The organism is Algoriphagus jejuensis, from assembly GCF_039523455.1.
GTDB classification, from domain to species: Bacteria; Bacteroidota; Bacteroidia; order Cytophagales; family Cyclobacteriaceae; genus Algoriphagus; species Algoriphagus jejuensis.
Genome location: NZ_BAAAFI010000042.1, coordinates 51,761 through 73,178 on the forward strand (window position 1 = coordinate 51,761; position 21,418 = coordinate 73,178).

Annotated in this window: 19 protein-coding genes; 12 read left to right on the forward strand and 7 right to left on the reverse strand. The window is 48.3% G+C overall.

Features of this window, described 5'->3' with window-relative positions; all coding sequences use genetic code 11:
• Position 1 precedes the first annotated feature (1 nt).
• The 3 genes from ABD031_RS16675 (at position 2) to ABD031_RS16685 (ending at position 3,217) form a co-directional block, all read left to right on the forward strand.
• Positions 2-1,681, forward strand: coding sequence for a GMC oxidoreductase (locus ABD031_RS16675; protein WP_343853525.1), 1,680 nt, complete (start codon positions 2-4; stop codon positions 1,679-1,681).
• A gap of 21 nt (positions 1,682-1,702) precedes the next feature.
• Positions 1,703-2,254, forward strand: a complete 552-nt coding sequence (locus ABD031_RS16680) for a gluconate 2-dehydrogenase subunit 3 family protein (protein WP_343853527.1) — start codon at positions 1,703-1,705, stop codon at positions 2,252-2,254.
• A 96-nt stretch (positions 2,255-2,350) separates the two neighbouring features.
• Positions 2,351-3,217: a sugar phosphate isomerase/epimerase family protein gene (locus ABD031_RS16685; RefSeq protein ID WP_343853529.1), complete on the forward strand. Its 867-nt coding sequence runs from the start codon at positions 2,351-2,353 to the stop codon at positions 3,215-3,217.
• Here the strand turns inward: ABD031_RS16685 and ABD031_RS16690 are convergent.
• Both ABD031_RS16690 and ABD031_RS16695 read right to left on the reverse strand, forming a co-directional pair.
• Complete coding sequence (locus ABD031_RS16690; protein ID WP_343853531.1) at positions 3,193-3,864, reverse strand: MCP four helix bundle domain-containing protein; 672 nt, start codon at positions 3,862-3,864, stop codon at positions 3,193-3,195. The genes ABD031_RS16685 and ABD031_RS16690 overlap by 25 nt on opposite strands.
• A 101-nt stretch (positions 3,865-3,965) precedes the next feature.
• A complete protein-coding gene (locus ABD031_RS16695) occupies positions 3,966-4,760 on the reverse strand; it encodes a glycoside hydrolase family 16 protein (RefSeq protein WP_343853534.1) in 795 nt (264 codons plus the stop codon).
• A gap of 142 nt (positions 4,761-4,902) precedes the next feature.
• Here ABD031_RS16695 and ABD031_RS16700 point away from each other — a divergent pair, with 142 nt between their 5' ends.
• Entirely contained in the window at positions 4,903-6,066 is a 1,164-nt protein-coding gene (locus ABD031_RS16700) for a homogentisate 1,2-dioxygenase (RefSeq protein ID WP_343853536.1), read from the forward strand.
• Positions 6,067-6,267: 201 nt separating this feature from the next.
• On the opposite strand, the gene pafA is transcribed toward ABD031_RS16700, so the two are convergent.
• Positions 6,268-7,902, reverse strand: coding sequence for an alkaline phosphatase PafA (gene pafA, locus ABD031_RS16705; protein ID WP_343853538.1), 1,635 nt, complete (start codon positions 7,900-7,902; stop codon positions 6,268-6,270).
• Positions 7,903-8,148: 246 nt separating this feature from the next.
• Here pafA and ABD031_RS16710 point away from each other — a divergent pair, with 246 nt between their 5' ends.
• The 5 genes from ABD031_RS16710 (at position 8,149) to ABD031_RS16730 (ending at position 14,709) form a co-directional block, all read left to right on the forward strand.
• Positions 8,149-9,852, forward strand: coding sequence for a hypothetical protein (locus ABD031_RS16710; RefSeq protein WP_343853540.1), 1,704 nt, complete (start codon positions 8,149-8,151; stop codon positions 9,850-9,852).
• Positions 9,853-9,991: 139 nt separating this feature from the next.
• On the forward strand, positions 9,992-11,824 hold the full coding sequence (locus tag ABD031_RS16715) for an ABC transporter ATP-binding protein (protein WP_343853542.1): 1,833 nt from the start codon (positions 9,992-9,994) through the stop codon (positions 11,822-11,824).
• 30 nt (positions 11,825-11,854) lie between these two features.
• Positions 11,855-12,220, forward strand: a complete 366-nt coding sequence (locus ABD031_RS16720) for a hypothetical protein (RefSeq protein WP_343853544.1) — start codon at positions 11,855-11,857, stop codon at positions 12,218-12,220.
• Positions 12,221-12,285: 65 nt separating this feature from the next.
• Positions 12,286-13,824 carry a YifB family Mg chelatase-like AAA ATPase gene (locus ABD031_RS16725; protein WP_343853546.1) on the forward strand — a complete coding sequence of 513 codons (1,539 nt, stop codon included), beginning with the start codon at positions 12,286-12,288 and terminating at the stop codon, positions 13,822-13,824.
• A 138-nt stretch (positions 13,825-13,962) separates the two neighbouring features.
• A complete protein-coding gene (locus ABD031_RS16730) occupies positions 13,963-14,709 on the forward strand; it encodes an MBL fold metallo-hydrolase (protein ID WP_343853548.1) in 747 nt (248 codons plus the stop codon).
• Between the two features lie 553 nt (positions 14,710-15,262).
• Here the strand turns inward: ABD031_RS16730 and ABD031_RS16735 are convergent.
• Positions 15,263-16,099 carry an MBL fold metallo-hydrolase gene (locus ABD031_RS16735; protein WP_343853550.1) on the reverse strand — a complete coding sequence of 279 codons (837 nt, stop codon included), beginning with the start codon at positions 16,097-16,099 and terminating at the stop codon, positions 15,263-15,265.
• Positions 16,096-16,461: a transcriptional regulator gene (locus ABD031_RS16740; RefSeq protein ID WP_343853552.1), complete on the reverse strand. Its 366-nt coding sequence runs from the start codon at positions 16,459-16,461 to the stop codon at positions 16,096-16,098. The genes ABD031_RS16735 and ABD031_RS16740 overlap by 4 nt, the downstream gene beginning before the upstream one ends.
• A 428-nt stretch (positions 16,462-16,889) precedes the next feature.
• On the opposite strand from ABD031_RS16740, the gene ABD031_RS16745 reads away from it, so the two are divergent.
• Together ABD031_RS16745 and ABD031_RS16750 are read left to right on the forward strand one after the other, a co-directional pair.
• Positions 16,890-17,309, forward strand: a complete 420-nt coding sequence (locus tag ABD031_RS16745; protein ID WP_343853554.1) for a hypothetical protein — start codon at positions 16,890-16,892, stop codon at positions 17,307-17,309.
• Positions 17,306-17,713 (forward strand): hypothetical protein, encoded by a 408-nt coding sequence (locus ABD031_RS16750; RefSeq protein ID WP_343853556.1) that lies wholly within the window; start codon positions 17,306-17,308, stop codon positions 17,711-17,713. Before ABD031_RS16745 ends, ABD031_RS16750 begins: the two co-directional genes overlap by 4 nt.
• Positions 17,714-17,738: 25 nt before the next feature.
• Here ABD031_RS16750 and ABD031_RS16755 read toward each other — a convergent pair whose 3' ends face one another.
• Entirely contained in the window at positions 17,739-19,055 is a 1,317-nt protein-coding gene (locus ABD031_RS16755) for an acetylxylan esterase (protein WP_343853558.1), read from the reverse strand.
• Positions 19,056-19,146: 91 nt separating this feature from the next.
• The gene (locus tag ABD031_RS16760) at positions 19,147-20,238 is read right to left on the reverse strand and encodes a 6-phosphofructokinase (protein ID WP_343853560.1); all 1,092 of its coding nucleotides are present in this window, start codon (positions 20,236-20,238) and stop codon (positions 19,147-19,149) included.
• A gap of 236 nt (positions 20,239-20,474) precedes the next feature.
• Between ABD031_RS16760 and ABD031_RS16765 the strand changes: the two genes are divergently transcribed.
• Positions 20,475-21,383 carry a polyphosphate kinase 2 family protein gene (locus tag ABD031_RS16765; protein WP_343853562.1) on the forward strand — a complete coding sequence of 303 codons (909 nt, stop codon included), beginning with the start codon at positions 20,475-20,477 and terminating at the stop codon, positions 21,381-21,383.
• Positions 21,384-21,418: the final 35 nt, after the last annotated feature.

A 21,418-nucleotide genomic window follows, 5' to 3' on the forward strand; every position in this document is an offset into this window, starting at 1 on the left:
TATGGCAAATGAAGCGTTTGACGCAATTGTAGTTGGGTCAGGAATCAGTGGCGGATGGGCTGCTAAGGAGCTGACGGAGAAGGGGCTGAAAGTACTGCTCCTGGAGCGTGGCCCAATGGTCGAGCACGTGAAAGATTATAAAACAGCCACACTGGCGCCTTGGGAGGTCCCACATAGAGGCAGGAGAACCCAAGAGCAACTGGAAAATCACCCAAACCTCAGACGAGACTATGTGCTCAATGAGCTCAATCTAGACTGGTGGGCACACGAGGACGAATCACCTTATATAGAGGAGAAACCCTTCACCTGGTTTAGAGGATATCAAGTCGGTGGTCGGTCACTCCTTTGGGGCAGACAATCCTATCGCTGGGCAAATGTAGATTTTGAAGCAAATGCAAAAGACGGCATCGCTACCGATTGGCCGATCCGGTACAACGACATCGCACCTTGGTACAGCTACGTGGAGAAATTCATTGGAGTAGCAGGCTCTAAGGATGGACTGGACATCCTTCCCGACGGGGAATTTATGCCGCCAATGCCGATGAACTGCGTCGAAACCGATGCTGCAGCTAAGATCAAGGAACACTACAAAGGTGCCAGAACATGGACGATCGGTCGTCCTGCAAATATTACCCAACCACTGCCCGGTCGCCCGGGTTGCCAGTATCGCAACAAGTGCTCCCTGGGCTGTCCTTTTGGCGGCTACTTCAGTACGCAAGCTTCGACCTTGCCAGCCGCGCAAGCCACAGGAAATCTGACCCTCCGCCCTTGGTCTATCGTCCGTCGACTGATCTATGACAAAGACACTCAAAAGGCCACCGGAGTAGAAGTACTGGATGCGGAAACCAATCAGACCGTCGTTTACGATTCGAAGATCGTCTTCCTCTGTGCGTCGGCTTTCAACTCGACAGCAATCCTGATGAGAACTGCCACGGACATTTGGCCAGGCGGATTGGGTTCTACTTCAGGCGAATTGGGACATAATGTAATGGATCACCATTTCCGATTGGGAGCCAATGGCACGATGGAAGGCTATGATGACAAATATTATTTTGGCAGAAGACCTACCGGACTTTATATCCCAAGATTCAGAAATCTGAACGGAGAAAAAAGAGATTACATTCGTGGCTTTGGATACCAAGGTGCTGCCAGCCGCAGCGGCTGGAGTAGAGATGTGGCTGAATTGGGATTTGGTGCACCTATGAAAGATGCCTTGACGGAACCGGGACCTTGGGGAGCAGGGTTTACCGCCTTCGGCGAAATCCTTCCTTATCACGACAACACCATCAAGCTGTCAGATACCGTGAAAGACAAATGGGGCATGGAAGCATTGGTCATGAATGCAGAGATCAAGCAAAACGAGCTTGACATGCGCAAGGACATGATGGCAGATGCAGCAGAAATGCTGGAAGTGGCCGGATTCAAAAACATCAACACCTACGACGCGGGCTATACCTTCGGACAGGGCATTCACGAAATGGGAACTGCAAGAATGGGGCGCGACCCGAAAACTTCCGTCCTAAACGGCAACAACCAAGTGTGGGACGCTAAAAACGTGTTTGTCACCGACGGAGCCTGTATGACTTCCGCCGCTGCGCAAAACCCGTCCCTGACCTACATGGCTTTGACTGCTAGAGCGGCAGCTTTCGCAGTGGATGAACTGAAAAAGATGAACCTCTAATCTGAAAACGACATGACTGTAATGAATAGAAGAGACGCCCTGAAAAGCGTCGCCCTGATGATGGGAGGTACAATGATCGGTGCCTCTGCCCTACTTACCGGTTGCTCTCCTGAGCGACAGCTTAAAGACCTGAATTTTACTCCGGAAGATCTTGCTTTCTTGGATGAAATCGGAGAAACGATCATTCCAACTACCGATACTCCGGGAGCTAAAGCAACCAAAATCGGAGAATTCATGGTGATGATGGTCAAAGATTGCTATGATGCCGACCAACAAAAAGCATTTATCGACGGCTTGAATATGCTGAGTAAAGACTTCAAAGCTGAGAAAGGTGCTGATTTCATGGAAGCAAGCGGTGAAGACCGGCTTGTATACTTGAATGCGATGCAAGAAAAATTCAAAGCCAGCGGAGACTCCAGAGAACCAATCGTGATAAACATGCTTCGTGACCTGACTGTATTGGGATATTTCAGCTCCGAAATCGGCGCAACTCAGGCACTTCGTTACGAAGAGGTACCGGGTCGATACGATGGCTGCATGGAATACAAAAAAGGCGACAGAGCCTGGGCGTAAGCCGGATTTTAATTAACATCGAGCCTGCCTCCGTTGAGTGGCAGGCTTTTTTATTCAGAAATATTTATGAAAAACCAACGAAGAAAATTTATTCAAATGAGTACCATGCTCGGCATGGGGGCAGCATTTATGCCCATGCAGTTTTGTACTGCTCCGAAAAAAGAAGAGGCAGCTGCCGACGCAGTTGTATCCAAGTCTAAACTGGATAGCTTCGGTATCCAACTTTACTCTGTGAAAGAAGATATGGGTGCCGATGCCCAAGCAACGATCCGGTCTTTGGCAGGGTACGGATACAAGCAACTGGAAGGTTTTGACGGAGGCAAAGGTATCCTATGGGGCATGCAACCTGCAGAGTTTAAGACCTTGATGTCGGAAAGTGGCGCCACGATGGTGTCTTCGCACACCAACGTATATGAAAATCTGGACGCACAGGCAGAACAAGCGGCAGAGGTCGGCATGAAATACCTGATTTGCCCTTGGATCGGAGCTCAGAAAACCTTGGATGACTACAAGAAAAGAGCGGAGGAGTTTAACCAAATCGGCGAAAAGCTAAAGTCTCACGGACTTCGATTTGCCTATCATAATCATGACTACAGCTTTATTCCGCAAGAGGGTGGACTCGGTCAAGATGTCCTGATGGACAATACCGATCCAGCTTTGGTAGACTTTGAAATGGACATCTATTGGGTGCATGTAGCCAACATCAATCCAGCCGAATACCTTGCTAAATATCCCGGAAGATTTCGCCTCTGCCATATCAAAGACGCTGAGGCTGGGACCGGCGATCCACATCAGCGAGGAGTTTTGGTGGGTAAAGGAGAGATTCCTTTTGCCGACTTGATCAAACAATCCAAGGGTCTGGGCATGGAGTATTTCATCGTAGAGCAGGAAAGATTCCCAACCGGCACACCGATGGAAGCGGCCGCGGCTAACGCAACTTACCTATCAGCACTGGAATATTGATCAGTGTCCTGACCGCTATCTGACTTCCTGAATAAAAGCAGAAATATTACCACCACCAATATAATCAGCAAAGCCACCTCAAACTGCGCCCAAATCTGGGATCGGTTGATCAGAATCTTGGCTTTGCTGATTAACTTCTCTCCTTCCACCATCTGAATTTTGCTCAGGTTCTGAAGATCCTGACGGGCCTGGGAGATTTTAGCATCGTAGATTTTCACTTGCTCACGATTCACTCCGGACGAATCCGAATACAGCAAATCATAACTTTTAATCGTCAGATCCTGCTCGATGATCTTTTTAAAATTGGCAAGATATATAGCTTCCTGATCGGTAAGCTTGGTTTTTTCAAACTCCACGACTGTTGCCAAAATCGAGTTTTCATTCGTTGTGATTTCTTCGATTACCTTAGAATAGTCGTAGTCGATCGTACAGTGATCTATTAGTTTTTGGATCTGAAAAAGGCGATCCGAGATTTCAAAGATATACCCTTCCACGACCAGCCGGTCATTGTAGACCTCCGTGAAAGTACTGCTGATGCTTGTGAATGACTGCCTTTCCACGAGGTTTTTCCCATACAATAGCAGCAGCAAAACTCCAATGATGCTCAGTGTGCGGATTTTTTTTCTGGTCAGGTTATAATCTTTCATGGGTCAGGTATTTGGTAGATACTTCAACTTCTAAATACGGCACATTCTAAGAGAATCCAAAGGAAGAAATTCCAAGAAATCGCTTCATGCGTTTCGAGAACTCAGGGCTGCCGATCGTACACCCTCACATACTCCACTTCCATTTTTTGTGGCCAAATGTTTGGATCTACCCCTTGTGCACCGCCCCAGTTTCCACCAACAGCAATGTTCAAGATCAAATGAAAGGGCTGATCAAAGGGCCATTCCTTGTAATCCCCTCCCGTATTTTCAAATGTGAAGTAGACCTGACCATCGATGAAAAAGTCGATCTTTTCCGCCGTCCAGTCAATCGCGTAGGTGTGAAACTCCGCTGAAAAATCAGGAACCATCTTTTGTGCGCCTTTCTGAGTGCCGATCGAATGATTGAACGCCTCCGTGTGTACCGTCCCATGAACCTTGCCCGGATCAAAGCCCACGTGCTCCATGATGTCGATCTCGCCACTTTTAGGCCATCCACCGTACGTATTTTGCTCAGGAAGCATCCAGATCGCAGGCCAAGTACCGATGCCTTGGGGAAGTTTTGCCTTCACTTCAATGTATCCATATTGCCAAAAGCCTTTTCCCTTCGACACCAATCTCGCAGAGGTATAGCCCTTTGGATGGGCTGGATCTGCTATTGCCTCCACGATCAGCCTGCCATTTTCGACGCGGGCATTCTTCATATCTGCCTTAGAATAATACTGCAACTCATTGTTGCCCCAACCATGATCCCCTATGTCGTAATCCCACTTGGCAGGATCGGGTAGTCCGGAATTTTCAAATTCGTCCGACCAAATCAGTTTGGCCGCTGGATTCGGCTGGGAAACGGCAGAACAGCCGCACAACATCACCAAGAAAAGCAGTAAGAAGGGTTTCATGTTTTTTGGGTTCCAAGAAAAATACAAAACTTTCCCAAAACCTCTGAGTCAGATTAGGACAAAGAGACTGAATCGCCAGAATCGAAAGCTTTCAGGCTCCAGCCAAAAATGGTAATTTAGCAAGGCATATAAACCCAACATCATGGCCTACTACTTTAAACTGGGACAGATACCTCCCAAAAGACACACCCAGTTTCGCCAACCAGACGGCAGCTTATACAAAGAAGAGCTGGTGAGCTCCAAGGGATTTTCCGGTATCTACTCTATCCTCTATCACACCCACAATCCAAACGAAGTCAAAGCCATCGGCCAGCCCATACCATACAGTTGGGAAGCCGCAAAAGACCATGGCCTAAAACAAACCCATCTAAAAACTTCCGGCGTAGAAACTACCGGAGAAGATTACCTCAGCGCACGTCGCATGCTAATGATGAACAATGACGTGATGATGGGTATCTGCACGCCCCGAAAACGCAAGATGGATTATTATTTCAAAAATGCGGACGGAGACGAGATCATCTACATCCATGATGGAGAGGGGATACTTTACTCTCAATTTGGAAAATTGGAAGTCAAAAAAGGTGATTATGTCGTCATCCCAAGAACCACAATCTATCGATTTGAATTTGCAGAGGACGGGCCATTGCGACTTCTCGTGATCGAATCACATGGTCCCATCGAAACGGTAAAACGGTACCGAAATGAAGTAGGGCAACTCTTGGAGCACTCCCCCTATTGCGAGCGTGACATTCGACCTCCACATGAATTGGTGGTGGAGGCTGAAAAAAAAACTCACCTCGTCCAGATCAAAAAACAGGGCTTTCTCCATCAGTACACCTACGGCCACAGCCCGTTGGACATTGTCGGTTGGGATGGATTCCTCTATCCTTACGCGCTATCGATTCATGACTTTGAACCCATCACCGGACGAATCCATCAGCCGCCGCCAGTTCATCAGACATTTCAGGCTTGGGGATTTGTGGTGTGTTCCTTTGTGCCAAGGCTCTTCGACTACCATCCGCTGGCAATACCAGCACCCTATAATCATTCGAACATCGATTCGGACGAGGTGCTGTACTATGCCGAGGGGGAATTTATGAGCCGAAAAGGAATCGACCGGGGCTCCTTCACTATCCACATGGGTGGCCTGCCCCATGGCCCTCATCCCGGGACGGTGGAGAAATCCATCGGAGCCAAGGAAACCCATGAATTAGCGGTGATGTTGGACACGCACCGCCCGCTCTTTGTCACCACGGATGCGTTGGAGTTTATAGATAAAAATTATCCGATGAGCTGGACGGAATAGGGAAAGAATTGACTTGAGGCCATGCAGGTTTTCGAAAACCTGCATGGCCTTACAATAGCCGGAAACGAAAAACCAAGTCCAGCTTCTGTAGAAGCAGACCAACAAAAACTTAACCCTCCAAGGGTTTTTTAATCCCTGGGAGGGTTGTCAAAAAAATAGGCTGCCCCTCCGGGAGACAGCCTCATTAAATTTAGATTAAGCTTACTTGGCATCCACGATCTCAGTGATCGGCTCGCCGTCTGCTGCATTCGGATACTTGATCTTGAGCAATGCCGAAACGGTCGGCGCTATATCGGTGATTGATGCGCGTCTAGCGCTTGATCCGTGCTTTACACCCCAACCGAAAAACAAAATCGGCACGTTGGTGTCGTAGTTATAAGGGGACCCATGGGTGGTTCCTCTGGCTCCACCTACCATCCAAGCAGGTTCAAAAACCAGTAACAGATCTCCTGAAGCGATGTGGTTGTATCCCATCTGTAAGAGATGCGCTCTGCCATAGGTAAACTGTCGCGTTCTCATATCCTCGGCAGTGTACACTTCCTTGATGCCGTTGAATCGCAGCATCCAAGCGGCCAAGTCACGCTGCATCGCTGCAAAATCAACCTTCTTCTCGTCGGCAAGAGCTCTATTTAAAAAGACCTGATCACCGGTGTATCTTAGGATCCAATCCCCTTCTCCGTATTTCACATTGCAGTAACCAGCGATTTGCCCTGCGATGGAGTTGACGTTGATATTTCCGGCAGGGACATTTTCGCTGATCATATAATTGGCCACATCGGCGACAGCATGATCGGCAGAAAGAAACACCAAGTATTGTCCCTTGCCATAGGTCTTGTCGAGGTAGGCAAACATCCGTTCCATCTCTCTATCCAATCTCAGATAGTTGTCCTCCACCTCGACAGACGCCGGGCCAAACCGGTGCCCGATGTAGTCGGGAGAGGAAAAGCTCACCGCTACAAAATCAGTCACATCACCTTGACCCAATTTTTCTCCTTCGATCGCTGCCAACGCAAAATCAAGCGTCAACGAGTTGCCGTATGGAGTAGAGGCGATCAAACCGTATCCCCCATTTTGTCCTTTAAGTGAATCCAGATTATACGGAAAAGTTGGAGTTGTCTTTCCAGCAAAAATGCCTTCAAAATCGTTGTCGTCGGCGATGCTATTAACATAGGTGTCCAATGGAAACAGCGTCTCCCAGTTCTTTGACAAGTAGAAATCGGGCACCTTCTTGGCGTTGAAAGCCACTACCCAGTCAGGAAGGGAGTCGTGGTAATAGGTAGATGTCATAAATTCCCCGGTGACATCGTCATACCAATAGGCATCGCCGGTATGACCCGCGGGAAGGCTGGCTCCACGATCCTTGATCGCAATCCCAACGACTTTCGAACGCTTGCCGGTAGCAAATCTCAGCTCGTCCGTGACAGTAGTGCTCAGGAGGTTGCGCGGGCTGATATTTCCGTTTTCGGGGGTACCGCCGACATTGGTAACAGTGCTGTCCTCCGCACAGTAAAGGAATCGGTTGAGTTTTCTGGAGTACCAGGAGTTACTGATGATTCCGTGAGTCGCTGGAGTAGTACCGGTATAGACGGAGGCATGCCCAGGCCCCGTGACGGTAGGTGCATAGTTGTAGTGACCATTGGTCATCATGAAGCCCTCATTCATCATCCGCTTGAAGCCACCTTCCGTGTAGCGATCCGCAAAACGATAGAGATACTCCTGTCGCATCTGGTCAACTATGATTCCCACGACCAATTTTGGCTTTTCGCTTTGGGATTGGGCAGAGGATAATACTTGAATTCCCAAGACAAGGAATACCAGAATCAGTGATTTCCGCATGATATGTCGTTTTTATTCTGAAAAGGTAAAGATATCCCTCTCGACACAATTTATCACTTTGTTGACTAGGACAATTGGTAACATGATCGGCTGCTTTTTGGGGACTAGCGGCAGTCCCACTTCACAGAGGTCGGGATCTGTCGACTTTTTTTCCGCTGACTCTATTTTTGAAAGGAAAAACAGAAAAATCTTCGATCCCAATTGCCGGTTCGCTCCAGTTTTCCAATTCTTTTCTAGCTTTAAGCAATGCAAAAATCGACCAGCCACCGACTTTTCGGCCTCTTTATCTTTGGAATCGGCCTTTTTTCCACTAGTCAATCCAGCCTCGCCCAAGGAGCCTATATCCCCTACGATCGCGAATATTATCACAAGGTAGAGCGCTACGAGATCCTTCAGGGCAGAAACAACCCGTTTTTCAATAGTGGATACAAACCCTACCGCCGAGATATTGTTGCAAAATTTTTAGACAGCTTGGCAGAAGATCCTGTCGTGATACAGTCCAAGGCAGATCAGTTTAACCTTGACTACCTTAGTCAAGACAATTGGGAGTTTTCCGAAAGAGAGATCCCAACATCAAAAAAACCGTTGTTGAAATCGCTCTATCGGCAACCCGGAGATTTTGCACACTACGAAGGCGAGGATTTCGGGATCCACCTGAGTCCGGTGATCTACCTGAGTGGAGGCACTGAGACGGATAACGAGCAGAATCCCGCACGTTTGGCCAGAGGATTGGTAGTGAGGGGTTCGATCGACAAAAAAGTAGGATTCTACACCTACCTGACCACGTCCGAGGTGTATTTCCCGAGTTGGGTGAGAGACTACACCGAATACAATGGAGCGGTACCCGGAGAGGGTTTTTGGAAAGAATACAACGAAAACGGCTACAGCTACTTCTCAGCCTTGGGTCATGTTTCGTTTCAGGTCACCAAACATATTGAGATCCAAGTCGGTCACGACCGAAATTTCGCGGGTGAGGGCTATCGCTCCTTTCAGATTTCCGACTTTTCCAATCCCTACATGTTTGTCAAGTTTAACACCAAAGTCTGGAAGTTTCAGCTGACCAACCTCTGGACTCAGATGACGGCAGACGTGTTTTACGATCGTGGGCGACCAACTGACGGGCGCTATCCCCAGAAGTATTTCGCCTACAACCGACTCGGCTTTAACGTTGGGAAAAACCTGAACTTGGGCTTTTTCTCCTCAATCATGACCGACAAGATCAACTTCAACTACTTCAACCCCTTCATCTTTCTCCGATGGGTGGAGCAGCAGCAGGGCACGCCGGACAAGGTCATGCTGGGCCTAGACGCCAAATGGATCTTCACTCCCGGGATGGAGCTGTATGGACAGTTTGCCTTGGATGAGTTTGTCTTTGATGAGTTTTTCGAGATCAGCGGAGAGGGATCCAAGCGCAACAAGTACGGCGCGCAGCTCGGGTACAAATACATCAATGTGCTGGGTGCAAAAAACCTGGATTTCCAATTGGAATGGAATCAGGCCAGGCCTTATACCTTTCAGGAAAAAGTAGATTACCAATCCTATTCTAACTGGAGGACTCCCCTCACCCACCCGCGGGGCGCCAATTTTCGGGAGTTTGTCTCGATCATCCGTTATCAGCCGCTGCCACGCTTGGATCTTAACTTGACCGGCTTCTACCAATTTTTTGGAGCAGATGAAAACGCGGACATCAACTGGGGCGGGGATGTGCTGAAAAACCGGCTGGAAAACAGCCCCACCGGTCTGTATGAAAACTACATCGGCCAAGGGATCGAAAACAAGGTCATCCAATCCAACCTAACGGCATCGTACATGCTCAAGCATAATTTCTTTGTGGACGCTTCACACACCTTTAGAAGAAGGACTGCACAAGATCTCGACTCACCCGTGAGCAGCAATTACATGCAAGTGGCGTTCAGATGGAACTTTGTACGTCCGGATTTTAATTATTAAAAAAACTGAGGATTAGGTTCTGCCTCTGAACTTGTGTCAGTCCGAGCGGAGTCGAGGCCCCAAAAACCCATCGACTCCGCTCAGGATGACAAACGTCAATTTTGCGTAACTTGCGGGTCGATTCATCACCAGCTGTTTAATGAAAACCTACCTGCGAATTCTGTCTTACGCACGTCCTTTTGGCAGATTCGTCCCGATCTACATCTTCTACACTTTCTTCTCCATCCTCTTTGGTCTGATCAATTTCACGTTGCTCAAGCCATTGTTCGATGTGATTTTTGAGCAGGTGGCTCCGGCATCCCTGGAGCAGTATCGAACACTTCCCGCTTTTTCCTTCTCAATCGAATATTTCACGAGCCTGTTCAACCATTTCTTTCTGACCGTTCAGGATGAGTATGGCAAGATGGGTACGCTAGTCTTTGTCTGCATCATCATCGTCATCTCGGTCTTTCTCTCCAACCTCTTCACCTATCTATCGGGTGTGGTGTTGGCAAAAGTCCGAGCGACAGTGATCAAAGGCATGCGAATGGACATCTTCCAAAAAGTAGGCGCGCTGCACATCGGCTACTTTTCCAACGAGCGCAAGGGCGACTTGATGTCCAAGATGACCAACGACGTACAGGAAGTAGAAAACACGATCGTGCAGTCGCTGCGGGTAGTTTTTAGAGAGCCCTTGACAATCATCCTTTATTTCTCCGTGCTGTTTTTCATGTCGGTCAAGCTGACGTTGTTTACGATCCTGATCATCCCGATCTCTGGGGCGATCATTGGCGGAATCACCAGAAGGCTGAAAAAACGGGCGGTGCAAAGCCAGCAATCCCTCGGTCGGATCGTCAATATTCTCGATGAAACCTTAGGGGGAATGCGCGTCATCAAGGCTTTCAATGCAGAGCGTTTTGTAGGCAAAAAGTTTGATCAGGAGACAGACTACTATTCCCATGTCAATGTGAGCATGGCCAGAAAAAATGAGTTGGCGTCACCCATCTCCCAGTTTCTCGGCGTGACCGTAGTCGCAGGAATTTTGGTTTATGGAGGCAGCCTGGTACTCAGCGGCGCATCTAATCTGGGTGCATCAGATTTCATCACTTACATCATCATCTTCACCCAAGTTTTGAATCCTGCCAAAGAAATCTCGCGGGCGGCATCCAGCATACAGCGGGGCATCGCCTCAGCTGAACGGATCTTTGAGGTAATCAACACCAAAAGCGAAATCACCCCACCGGCAAATCCAAAACCCGTTTCTGGCTTTCAGGATGCTATCGAGTTCCGGGGGGTATCGTTTGCTTACGAAGACAAATTGGTGCTGATAAACATCAATTTTAAATTGGAAAGGGGTAAAACCATTGCCCTGGTCGGCCCCTCAGGCGGAGGAAAATCCACCCTGGCCGATCTGGTTCCGAGATTTTACGACCCAACTGCCGGCGCGATCAAACTGGACGAAACGGATATCCGGGATTTTTCTCCCGAAAACCTGCGCAGCTTAATGGGTATTGTCACGCAAGAATCGATTCTTTTCAATGACACGGTCTTCAACAACATTGCCTTCGGGATCGAAAATGCAACGGAAGATCAGGTTATCGATGCAGCAAAAATCGCAAATGCCCATAGCTTTATTTCCCAGCTGGAAAATGGCTACCACACTTCCATCGGAGAGCGGGGATCCAAGCTTTCCGGAGGTCAGAGACAGCGACTCAGTATCGCCAGGGCGGTATTGAAAAATCCGCCGATCCTGATCCTCGACGAAGCGACTTCAGCTTTGGACTCTGAGTCGGAACTCTTGGTGCAGGAGGCCCTGACCAAGCTGATGTACAACCGAACGACCCTGGTCATTGCACACCGACTGAGCACGATCCAGCATGCCGATGAGATCTTGGTGATCGAAAAAGGGCAGATTGTCCAGCGGGGATCGCATGCCGAACTCATGGGTACCGAAGGACTTTATCAGAAGCTTTCCAGTATTCAGTCCGTTTGATTAAATTAGAATTCTTTAATAGATGATACCATGAAAAAAATAGCTCTATTCCTTCAGCTCGCTGTGCTGATCTACTTTGTGTTGTTTCTCATCCTGTTCTTTTCATTCGATATTTTCGGATCGACTTTTAACATGGATCCGCTGACGCCTGAGTCCATGCTCAAAGTCTTTCTCTTTGGGTTTGTTTTGCATCTCATCGCTTGGGCTGGGGTTGCGATGCAGCGAAGCAAGCTGGAAGATAAAATTCTAAAAATGCAGAAGGAGATGAACGAGCTGAAAGCCAAACTTTATGATTTTGAACATCCAAAGATCGCTCCTTCCACCAAAGTCTCCCCTTCAAAAACTCAGGACGACACCCCGGCAAACCTTCCCCCTCGCCAAAATTTCACAGATTAATAAATATTTAATTTTCGCAAAAGCCTATATTGAGGAGACCAAACGTCTCCTTTTTTTGTTCCCCTATGGTTGCTAAAACTTTTGGAAGTGCCGTCTCCGGTGTAGATGCAAATCTGATCACCATCGAAGTCAATGTCGGTCAGGGCACCAGCTTTTTCATGGTCGGCCTGCCGGACTCCGCTGTCAAAGAATCCCAGCAGCGGGTCGAGTCTGCCCTGAAGTATTTCAACTTTCGGATGCCTAGGCAAAAAGTGGTCATCAACCTCGCTCCCGCTGACATCCGCAAAGAGGGATCAGCCTACGATCTGCCCATTGCGATGGGAATCCTCCAAGCCTCCGAACAGGTAGTTTTCCCCGAATTGGAGCACTACGTCATCATGGGTGAGCTTTCGCTTGATGGCAATCTCCGCCCAATAAAAGGTGTACTGCCCATTGCCATCGAAGCCAGAAAACGGGGATTCAAGGGCTTTATCCTGCCGCTGGAAAATGCCAAGGAAGCCTCCATTGTCAACAACATCGACATCATCGGCGTAGAAACGATGGATCAAGCGGTGGATTTTCTCCAGGGAACCCTGGAAATAGAACCTTTGGTCAACGATACGCGAGAGATTTTCTATCATTCGCTGGATGACTCGGAGTTTGACTTTGCCGACGTGCAGGGCCAGGAAAACATTAAGCGTGCCATGGAGATCGCTGCCGCCGGAGGCCACAATGTGATCATGATCGGCCCTCCCGGAGCAGGCAAGACCATGTTGGCTAAGCGTTTGCCCTCAATCCTACCTCCACTATCGCTGCAGGAAGCGCTGGAGACGACTAAGATTCATTCGGTCGCAGGCAAGCTGGGGAAGAACGGTTCGCTCATGGCGCAACGGCCCTTCCGAAGTCCACATCACACGATCTCGGATGTCGCGCTCGTGGGTGGTGGTGGCAATCCCCAACCCGGAGAAATCTCCCTGGCGCATAACGGTGTCCTATTTTTGGACGAACTCCCCGAATTCAAGCGAACGGTACTCGAAGTCATGCGCCAACCCCTCGAAGACCGAAAAGTCACCATCTCCCGAGCCAAGGTGTCGGTGGACTATCCTGCCAACTTTATGCTCATCGCCAGCATGAACCCTTGCCCTTGCGGCTACTACAACCACCCGGAGAAGGAGTGTGTCTGCGGTCCGGGCATCGTGCAGCGCTACCTCAACAAGGTCAGCGGCCCACTCCTCGACCGCATCGACCTTCATGTGGAGGTGACTCCGGTGAAGTTTGACGAGATGACCTCCACCCGCAAGACGGAAGCCAGCAAGGTGATCCGGGAGCGGGTGATCCAAGGGCGTGAGCGACAAAAAGAACGCTTTCAAAACAACCCCGATGTCTTCTGCAATGCCATGATGCCCTCACATCTAGTCAAGGAAGTCTGCCAGATCAACGAAGCTGGACGAGCCTTGCTCAAAACCGCCATGGAGCGACTTGGCCTATCTGCCCGTGCCTACGATCGCATCCTCAAAGTAGCACGCACCATCGCCGACATTGCGGGATCAGAACAAATCAAGGTCGAGCACTTAGCTGAGGCGATCCAATACCGAAGTCTAGACAGAGAAGGCTGGGCGGGGTAGAAAATTTAAAATGGGAAGTGAACAATTAGAAATAATGGCAAAACGAAGAAAGCAAGCCGAATTTGTAAAATGGTTTGGGCCAGTTTTAGCTGCCCTGCGTTTTGTTCGTTGTGTAGTTATACTCATCTTTAAATCAATATGAAAAGTCTTTTAGTAGCGCTCCTTTCCTTTATTCTGATCGGATCAAGTCAAGCCCAAGATCTCATCCCCGCCAAAGGTGGTGATATAAGCATCACGCCGATTCTTCATGGCACGTTTGTCATCCAATACCAAGATCTGACGATCTACGTCGATCCCTATGGAGGTGCAGAGCGTTTTTCCGGCCAGCAAAAACCTGATAGGATTCTTAAAACTGATATACACGGAGATCATCACGATCAAAAAACACTCGATGGATTAGACCTAAGCGACGCGATTCTGATCGCTCCTCAAGCAGTAGCTGATAAATTACCCAGCGGAAAAAGTAAGGCTATCAAAGTTCTAGAAAATGGACGATCAACGACCTTGAGTGGAGTAAAAATCGAAGCCATACCGATGTACAACCTCCCCGAAACTGAAGACAGCCGTCACCCCAAAGGCCGAGGAAACGGCTATATCGTGGAAATCGGTGGTCAACATATTTACATTTCAGGCGATACGGAAGACATACCAGAAATGAGAGCACTTCGCGATATCGATATAGCTTTCGTCTGCATGAACCTCCCCTACACCATGGATGTGGCACAGGCTGCGGACGCCGTTTCAGAATTCAAACCGAGAATCGTCTATCCTTTTCATTTCCGTGGGAGAGAAGGATTGGCAGACGTGGCGAAATTTAAGGAACTCGTAAATGCTGCTGCTCCTACCGTGGAGGTAAGACTTAGAAACTGGTATCCAGAAAATTAACTGGGCTCCGTAAGCATCAAAAATCCCCCATCAAAAATCCCCTTTGAATACTGGATTCCAAGGGGATTTTCGTTTACATCACTTCTTCGCCTTCTCTCTCATCTGGATGATCAACTCTCCCCCACCGGTGATCTGAGCGTGGGAAAGCGCCAATTTTCCGACCGGCTTTTCCTCCACCTAACGGCCTCGACACACCCATTAGTCGGGCTGTTGGATCGTGTTTTGATCGCAAACTGCTTGCCTTTGTAGTAGTTGGGATTCAAAGAGCTAGTGATCTTGTCAAAGATCCCGGCGATTCTTTGGTTTGGGCAAAAGCAAAAAGTGAGCGTTGTAAAAACAGCACGGAAAGACAATAGCGGATTTTCATTTAAAGGGGCCTTAAGATCGGGAGGTGAAAATAGCCTTCAATATTCCAAACAGACCTGTTATGTCCAGTTTTTTGAGATAAGATGAAAACTAGTCTGCGCCTCGCGAATTTCACGCCTTCAAACCATTTTTACATTAGGCGAAAACCTGATTCCCAGCCTCTGTTTCGAAAAAAAGATTCTGCACCCTATTCCAGCTCAAACTCATCACCCTCCGCACACATCCGCACCTCGAATCCAAGATTTTGGCCTCCAACTGCATCGCTGAGCATCTGCTCAAGTTGATCATCGGTGTGCATGGGTTCGTGATGAATAAGCTCCAGCCTTTTTACTTGACACAGCGTAGCAAAGGCTAGGACATCCTCTACGGAGCAATGTCCCCAACCGACTTTTTCAACATATTCCTTTTTGGTGTAGCTCCCATCGTGTAAGAGCAAGTCAGCGAATTTGGCCAGCTCAAACCCAGAAGTCCATTCGGGGTCATTCGGGAAATTGCAGGATCCCAGCTTGATCTCATGGTCGGGAATGTAAGTCACGATGGACTTTTCGGTCATCAGACGATACCCCAGCGTCGGTCCGGGATGGCAGATGTATCCACTTTGAATTCTGAGATCACCGATTGCAAACTCCTCGTTGCCCAACTCGTGGATGACCGGATGATTGGGCAGTTCATTCAAACGGATCGGAAACAAGGGTGGAGAAAAGTACCTCCTCAAGCGGTCAATTAGTGACTCGCAGGAGGAAGAAGGCCCCCAGAGGTGAACGGTCACTTCCTGATCGTAAAGCGGAAGAAAAAAACCCAAACCCATCATGTGATCGATGTGCAAGTGGGTAAGCAAAATGTGGATTTCTTTAATGTTTGAACTCAAAAATCTCCCCAATCTTTGTATGCCAGAGCCAGAATCCAAGATGATGCAGGCATCTCCGTGAGTTACCTGATAGCAGGACGTATTTCCGCCAAACCGGTAGTTTTCTGGCCCGGGAGAGGGCAATGAACCTCTGCACCCCCAAACTTTGATTTTCATAGCTCGTCTTTCCAAAACATTGCGATTGCACCCAGGTATCGATTTGGCCTTCCTACCAAAGGAAAGGAAGTGACAGTGATCTTCACCCTGTCTCCTTTCAAGTTGTCAATATTAAAGGAACCGTGGGCTGGCAGTTTGGTGCTCAAGGTACGCACTAAGGGCAGGTCCTCGGGAGGTAAGGGATTCCCTTCTAGGTCGGTTGGCTTAAACATCGTGGCCCATTCTTCTACGCGCATTCCTCCGGTATCCGTGAACCGCAGCCCTAGAATTCCTTCCGCGGCTTCGTTGTAAAATAAGAGGTTGCCCTCAGGATCGACCAAGAAAAACGGCATGCTAAGGCTATCTCCGAATTGCCTGGCCATGATTAATTCTAAAGGCTGAGCTGGCATGATAAATAGGGTCTACATTAAAGAATAGGAGAAGTTAACGATTTTTCAGGACTGGCAGAGCTATCCGTTGTTTGTTAAAAAAATAGAGCGCCAAAATCTCGACGATTCTCAATGCTGACTTGTTTTAAAAAAGGAGAATATCCTCTCTCAACCTCAAAAAATCGATCCCAGATTTGTTCCGATCTCAGACTGCCTGTTGCGATTTTTAAAAAAAATTAGAACAACCCCGCCTACCGAAACAAAATTTCGACACCGGTTGAATATCGGAAAATCATTACGACAAAATCCCAAAATCAATATTCCGATTGGTGCTAATTCGCATCATACCAGCCAGATAATCGAATAGCTTAGCGTAGGCTTAGCACGAGTTTTTCCAAAGTCATCTCTTTCTCTATCTCCAAATGAACAAGCTACTCATAACACTAGCTTTCTTGTTTCTAACTCTGCCGGAGGTGAAAGCTCAAAACCAAGACAACCAGCTATTGATCGAAGAAAATCTTCGTCAAAGTGAAAAACAAAAAAAGACAGGGATCACCATGATGATTGCAGGGGGAGCAGCCACTGCGGTCGGAATGATGTTAGCTTGGAATTCCGCCTGGGACAGCGCTGAGTTTGGAGCCGGTGGATTCTTGATGCTTGCAGGATCAGCGTCTGTGATCATTGGTATCCCCATCATCGTCAGCTCTGCGAATAAAGCGAGAAAGGCGGCGACTTTGAGCCTGAGTGCCAATTCCGCGCGTATGATCCGTCCAAACGGTTTCTCGCCTCAGGTCTATCCCGCTTTGAATCTTACTATCCCACTTCACTCCGACAATCGATGAAAAATCTATTCTTAGCCTTCTTGCTCGTGGGAGTGAGTATCAACGCCCAATCCCAAACAAAGACCTTGGCGTCTACGCCAGAGGAATTGCTGCAGAAAAGCAACTCTCAATATAAAGCCGGCGTCATACTATTGGGAGGGGGAGCAGCGATGCTGCTTACGGCCTGGGCAATCCCTGCCCAATATGACGACTATGGCGGGACGACAAACAATTCTTTTCAATCTTTTTTGGGTGTAGCAGGGGCTCTTTCGATTGCTATAAGTGTTCCGGTTTTTTTAAGCTCCGGAAACAACGCCCGAATGGCCGCCAGGCTTTCACTCCAGAATCAAGACTTGTATCAACCCGCAATTGTTCCGGAGCAACCCAGAAATATTCCAGCATTTAGTCTGAAAATCCCCTTCTGAGGATTTTCAGACTAAATGCCAGGCTTCATTTCTTCAGCTTTTCAAAAAGATAATCCTCCGATTTCTTACCCTGCTCGGGATAGGTCCAGTGTCCGGTTTCCGGAACCACAAAAACTTCTTTTGGAGCCCTGATCTCATTGAATGCGGAGTAGAAGGATGTCGGAGGACAGGTATCGTCATTAAAACCCCAGCTGTAAAATCCGGGGGTTTTGAGGATTCGCGCAAAATTCACCACGTCGTAATAGCTGAGGGTTTCGATCGCTTCAGGATAGTTATAGTAGGCGAGATTGTTGCCTGCAAAAATATGGGGCCAACCGCCTGCTCTTCCGTTGAGATACCCGGTCATATCGCTCAGAGCTGGATACATGGAGGAAAGAAATTTGATTCGGGGATCCAAAGCCGCAGTGATGATCGCCAAAGCTCCCCCTTGACTTCCCCCCTGAATCCCGAGGTTTTGTCCGTCAAATTGAGGCAAAGTAACCAAAAAGTCCACCGCTCTGATGCAACCCAGATAGACGCGCTTGTAATAATAAATGTCTTTGTCCGACAGGTTAAAATTCCAATATCCATTTAACCCGCCGCTTGCAAGGTTACTGTAGACTTCAGGTGCCAAATCGATCGGAATGCCATGAATACCGATCTGTAGCGTAATCGCTCCTCTCGCTGCTTTCCCCAAATCACCGGAATAAGGCCGGATGCCCGCGCCGGGCACCTGCAAGATCGCCGGGAATTTACCCTCGCCTTTTGGCACAGTCAAGACACCATAGATTCGGCTATTTTTGATATTTTGAAAATTGACATGATATACATCCACCTGCTCAGTGCTACGCTCTGGCTGATGGATCATCTTGGGATCCATCGGAACTTTTGCAAGCTCTTCCTTCCCTGCACTCCAAAAGGCGTCAAAATCTTCCGGCATTTTCGTCGTCGGTTTGATCATCTCCGGCTCGAAAGCCGCAGTGCCCAAACCTCTATATTCTTTTCCGTCGACCGTTGCAAATACCTCACATCGGAGAAATCCCGGCTTTTCCATTCCCTCTGCGGAGATCATAGCCTTTCCTTCTTTCAGCTGAAGCGGGCCTTCCTTGATCGGATTCATCTTTTCCTCTTGGACAAAAAAACGAACATTTTCCACAGGAACCGCTCGCCCGGATTGAGTCACGGAAACGACAAACTCTACCTTTTCTCCCAGCCTATAGGTCCAATCTTGATGGTCGGGCGAAACAGAGATATCCAGATATTGCTTCGGGATCTGCCCTAAGGATGGATTGATAAGACTGAGACAAAATAGCAGCAGAAGTGTAGATTGCAGCTTCTTTGTATTGAAAGAGGAAAAGGTCATACCGGTGGGGTTTATTGAAATTTGAAGTCTAAAATTTGAGATTTCTTGTCAACGTAAAGGAAGCAAACTCAGGATCAATTTGAAATGCAACTCAATCTCCGAAGTAAATGCCCAGCCCTTTGGCCGCCTGCACCAAGGTTCCATTTGGATCTACCAAATTATAGGCGCTGATGGCTTCTTTGATGGTGACCGACGTGTATACGTTGTTTTTGAGCACGACCAATTGCCCGAAATGCCCCGCCAAGACCAGCTCCATTGCTTTCACCCCAAAGACAGAAGCGATCACCCTGTCATAGGCAATCGGAGTTCCTCCACGCTGGGTATGCCCGAGTACCGTCTCCCGGATATCCGCCTTGAGACCGGCATCCTTTAGCTGCTGACTTAGCGTGTAGCAAACTCCTCCCAGCCGGACCGCATGTCTCCCCTCTTCTCCTTTGCCGGCTGTGACGGTTCCGTCTTTTGCCATGGCTCCCTCAGCGATCACAATATTGGCAAAACCTCTCCCTTTGATATAGCGGCCGTTGAGCTTGGCTACCACTGCCTGCAGATCATAGGGAATCTCAGGGATCAGGCAAATCTCCGCGCCTCCCGCGATGGCGGTATATAGCGCAATCCATCCTGCATCTCTTCCCATCACTTCCATGATCATCACCCGATGATGGCTACTGGCAGTCGTCACCAACCGATCAAAGGAGTCAGACGCTGTCTGAACAGCAGTCTGAAAACCGAACGTAAAATCCGTTGAATTCAAATCGTTGTCAATTGTCTTTGGCACTCCGACCACAGGCATCCCTGCCTCAAACATCGCCTGGGAAATTGCCTGTGACCCGTCTCCACCAATATTGACCACCGCATCAAATCCTTTTTCCTTCAATCTGTCCACCAACCAAGGAATCCGATTGACCAATTTCACGCTTCCATCAGGTTGCTTTTCGGGATAGCTCATCGGGGTGCCCTTATTGGTCGTGCCGAGGATAGTTCCGCCTTTGACATGGATCCCGGAGACGGCTTTTCCATCCAGCCTGACCAATCGGGTAGGCTCTTCCATCAAGCCGTTGAGCGCCTCGAAACTCCCCCACACTTCCCAACCCGCTTCTCTGGAGGCGCGCTTTACAATCCCTCTGATCACGGCATTGAGACCTGGACAGTCTCCGCCACCTGTGGCAACTAATAACTTTTTCATAGCTTATCGAATCGAACTTTTTAAATCCACTGTTTCATTTTTTCGAATATACCCAAAAAAGAAGGTAGGAAATATTTCCAATTTTTCACTGTATCTTTTTCCTGGCTTTGGCTCAGAAAGCCAACGGTCAGACCCAGATGAAGCAAAATCCTGAAGCGTGGATTAGACTTCTATTTCTCCTAATTTAAAACTACATGGCAAACGACAAAAATCTTACAGCAAAGTCACTTCGAAAAATGAGTGACTCTGAGCTGATCAAACGGGCTAAAAAAATCTCCAATCGCTATTGCGTAGGCAACGGCAAAGATTTCAAACTCAAAGATTTCTCTACTGATCCCAAAAAGACTTTTGGACCGGAAGATAAGCCGATATTCAAGGAGGCGTTGCAACAGGGAGTCGATATCCTGGCGGAGCTACAAGAGGTGCTCTATGCCCAAGACAAATGGTCTGTATTGGTAGTATTCCAAGCCATGGATGCGGCCGGCAAAGATGGAGCGATAAAGCATGTGCTCTCCGGCATCAATCCCCAAGGTTGTCACGTCACCTCATTCAAGGCTCCAAATTCCGAGGAACTGGATCATGATTTTCTCTGGAGATGTACCAAAGAACTGCCTGGGCGCGGGAAAATCGGAATCTTCAACCGCTCCTATTACGAGGAAGTATTGGTCGTACGGGTACACGAGGAGATTTTGAAACATCAGAAACTTCCCGAAAAACTCATCACAAAAAAAATCTGGGATCAACGCCTGGAAGACATCCGGAACTTCGAAAAGTACCTTCACCGCAACGGTACGAAGGTGATCAAAATCTTCCTCAATGTCTCCAAAGAGGAGCAGAAGCAGCGTTTCCTGGAGCGAATCAATGAGCCGGATAAAAACTGGAAATTCAGCTCTGGAGACGTAAAAGAACGAGGCTATTGGAATCACTACATGAAAGCCTACGAAGATGCGATCCAGCAGACATCCACCAAAGACAGCCCTTGGTATGTAATTCCCGCAGACAACAAGCCTTACGCCAGAATCGCCGTCGCTTCAGCCATCATTCATGCCATGGATGAATTGGAACTGGTTTATCCTTCACTTTCCGAACAGGAACAATCCAAACTTCAGGAGATGAAAACGCTGCTGATGGAGGAGAAAGAGTAAATCTGTGTTCAGTAAGCAGTCGCGTCATTTCGACC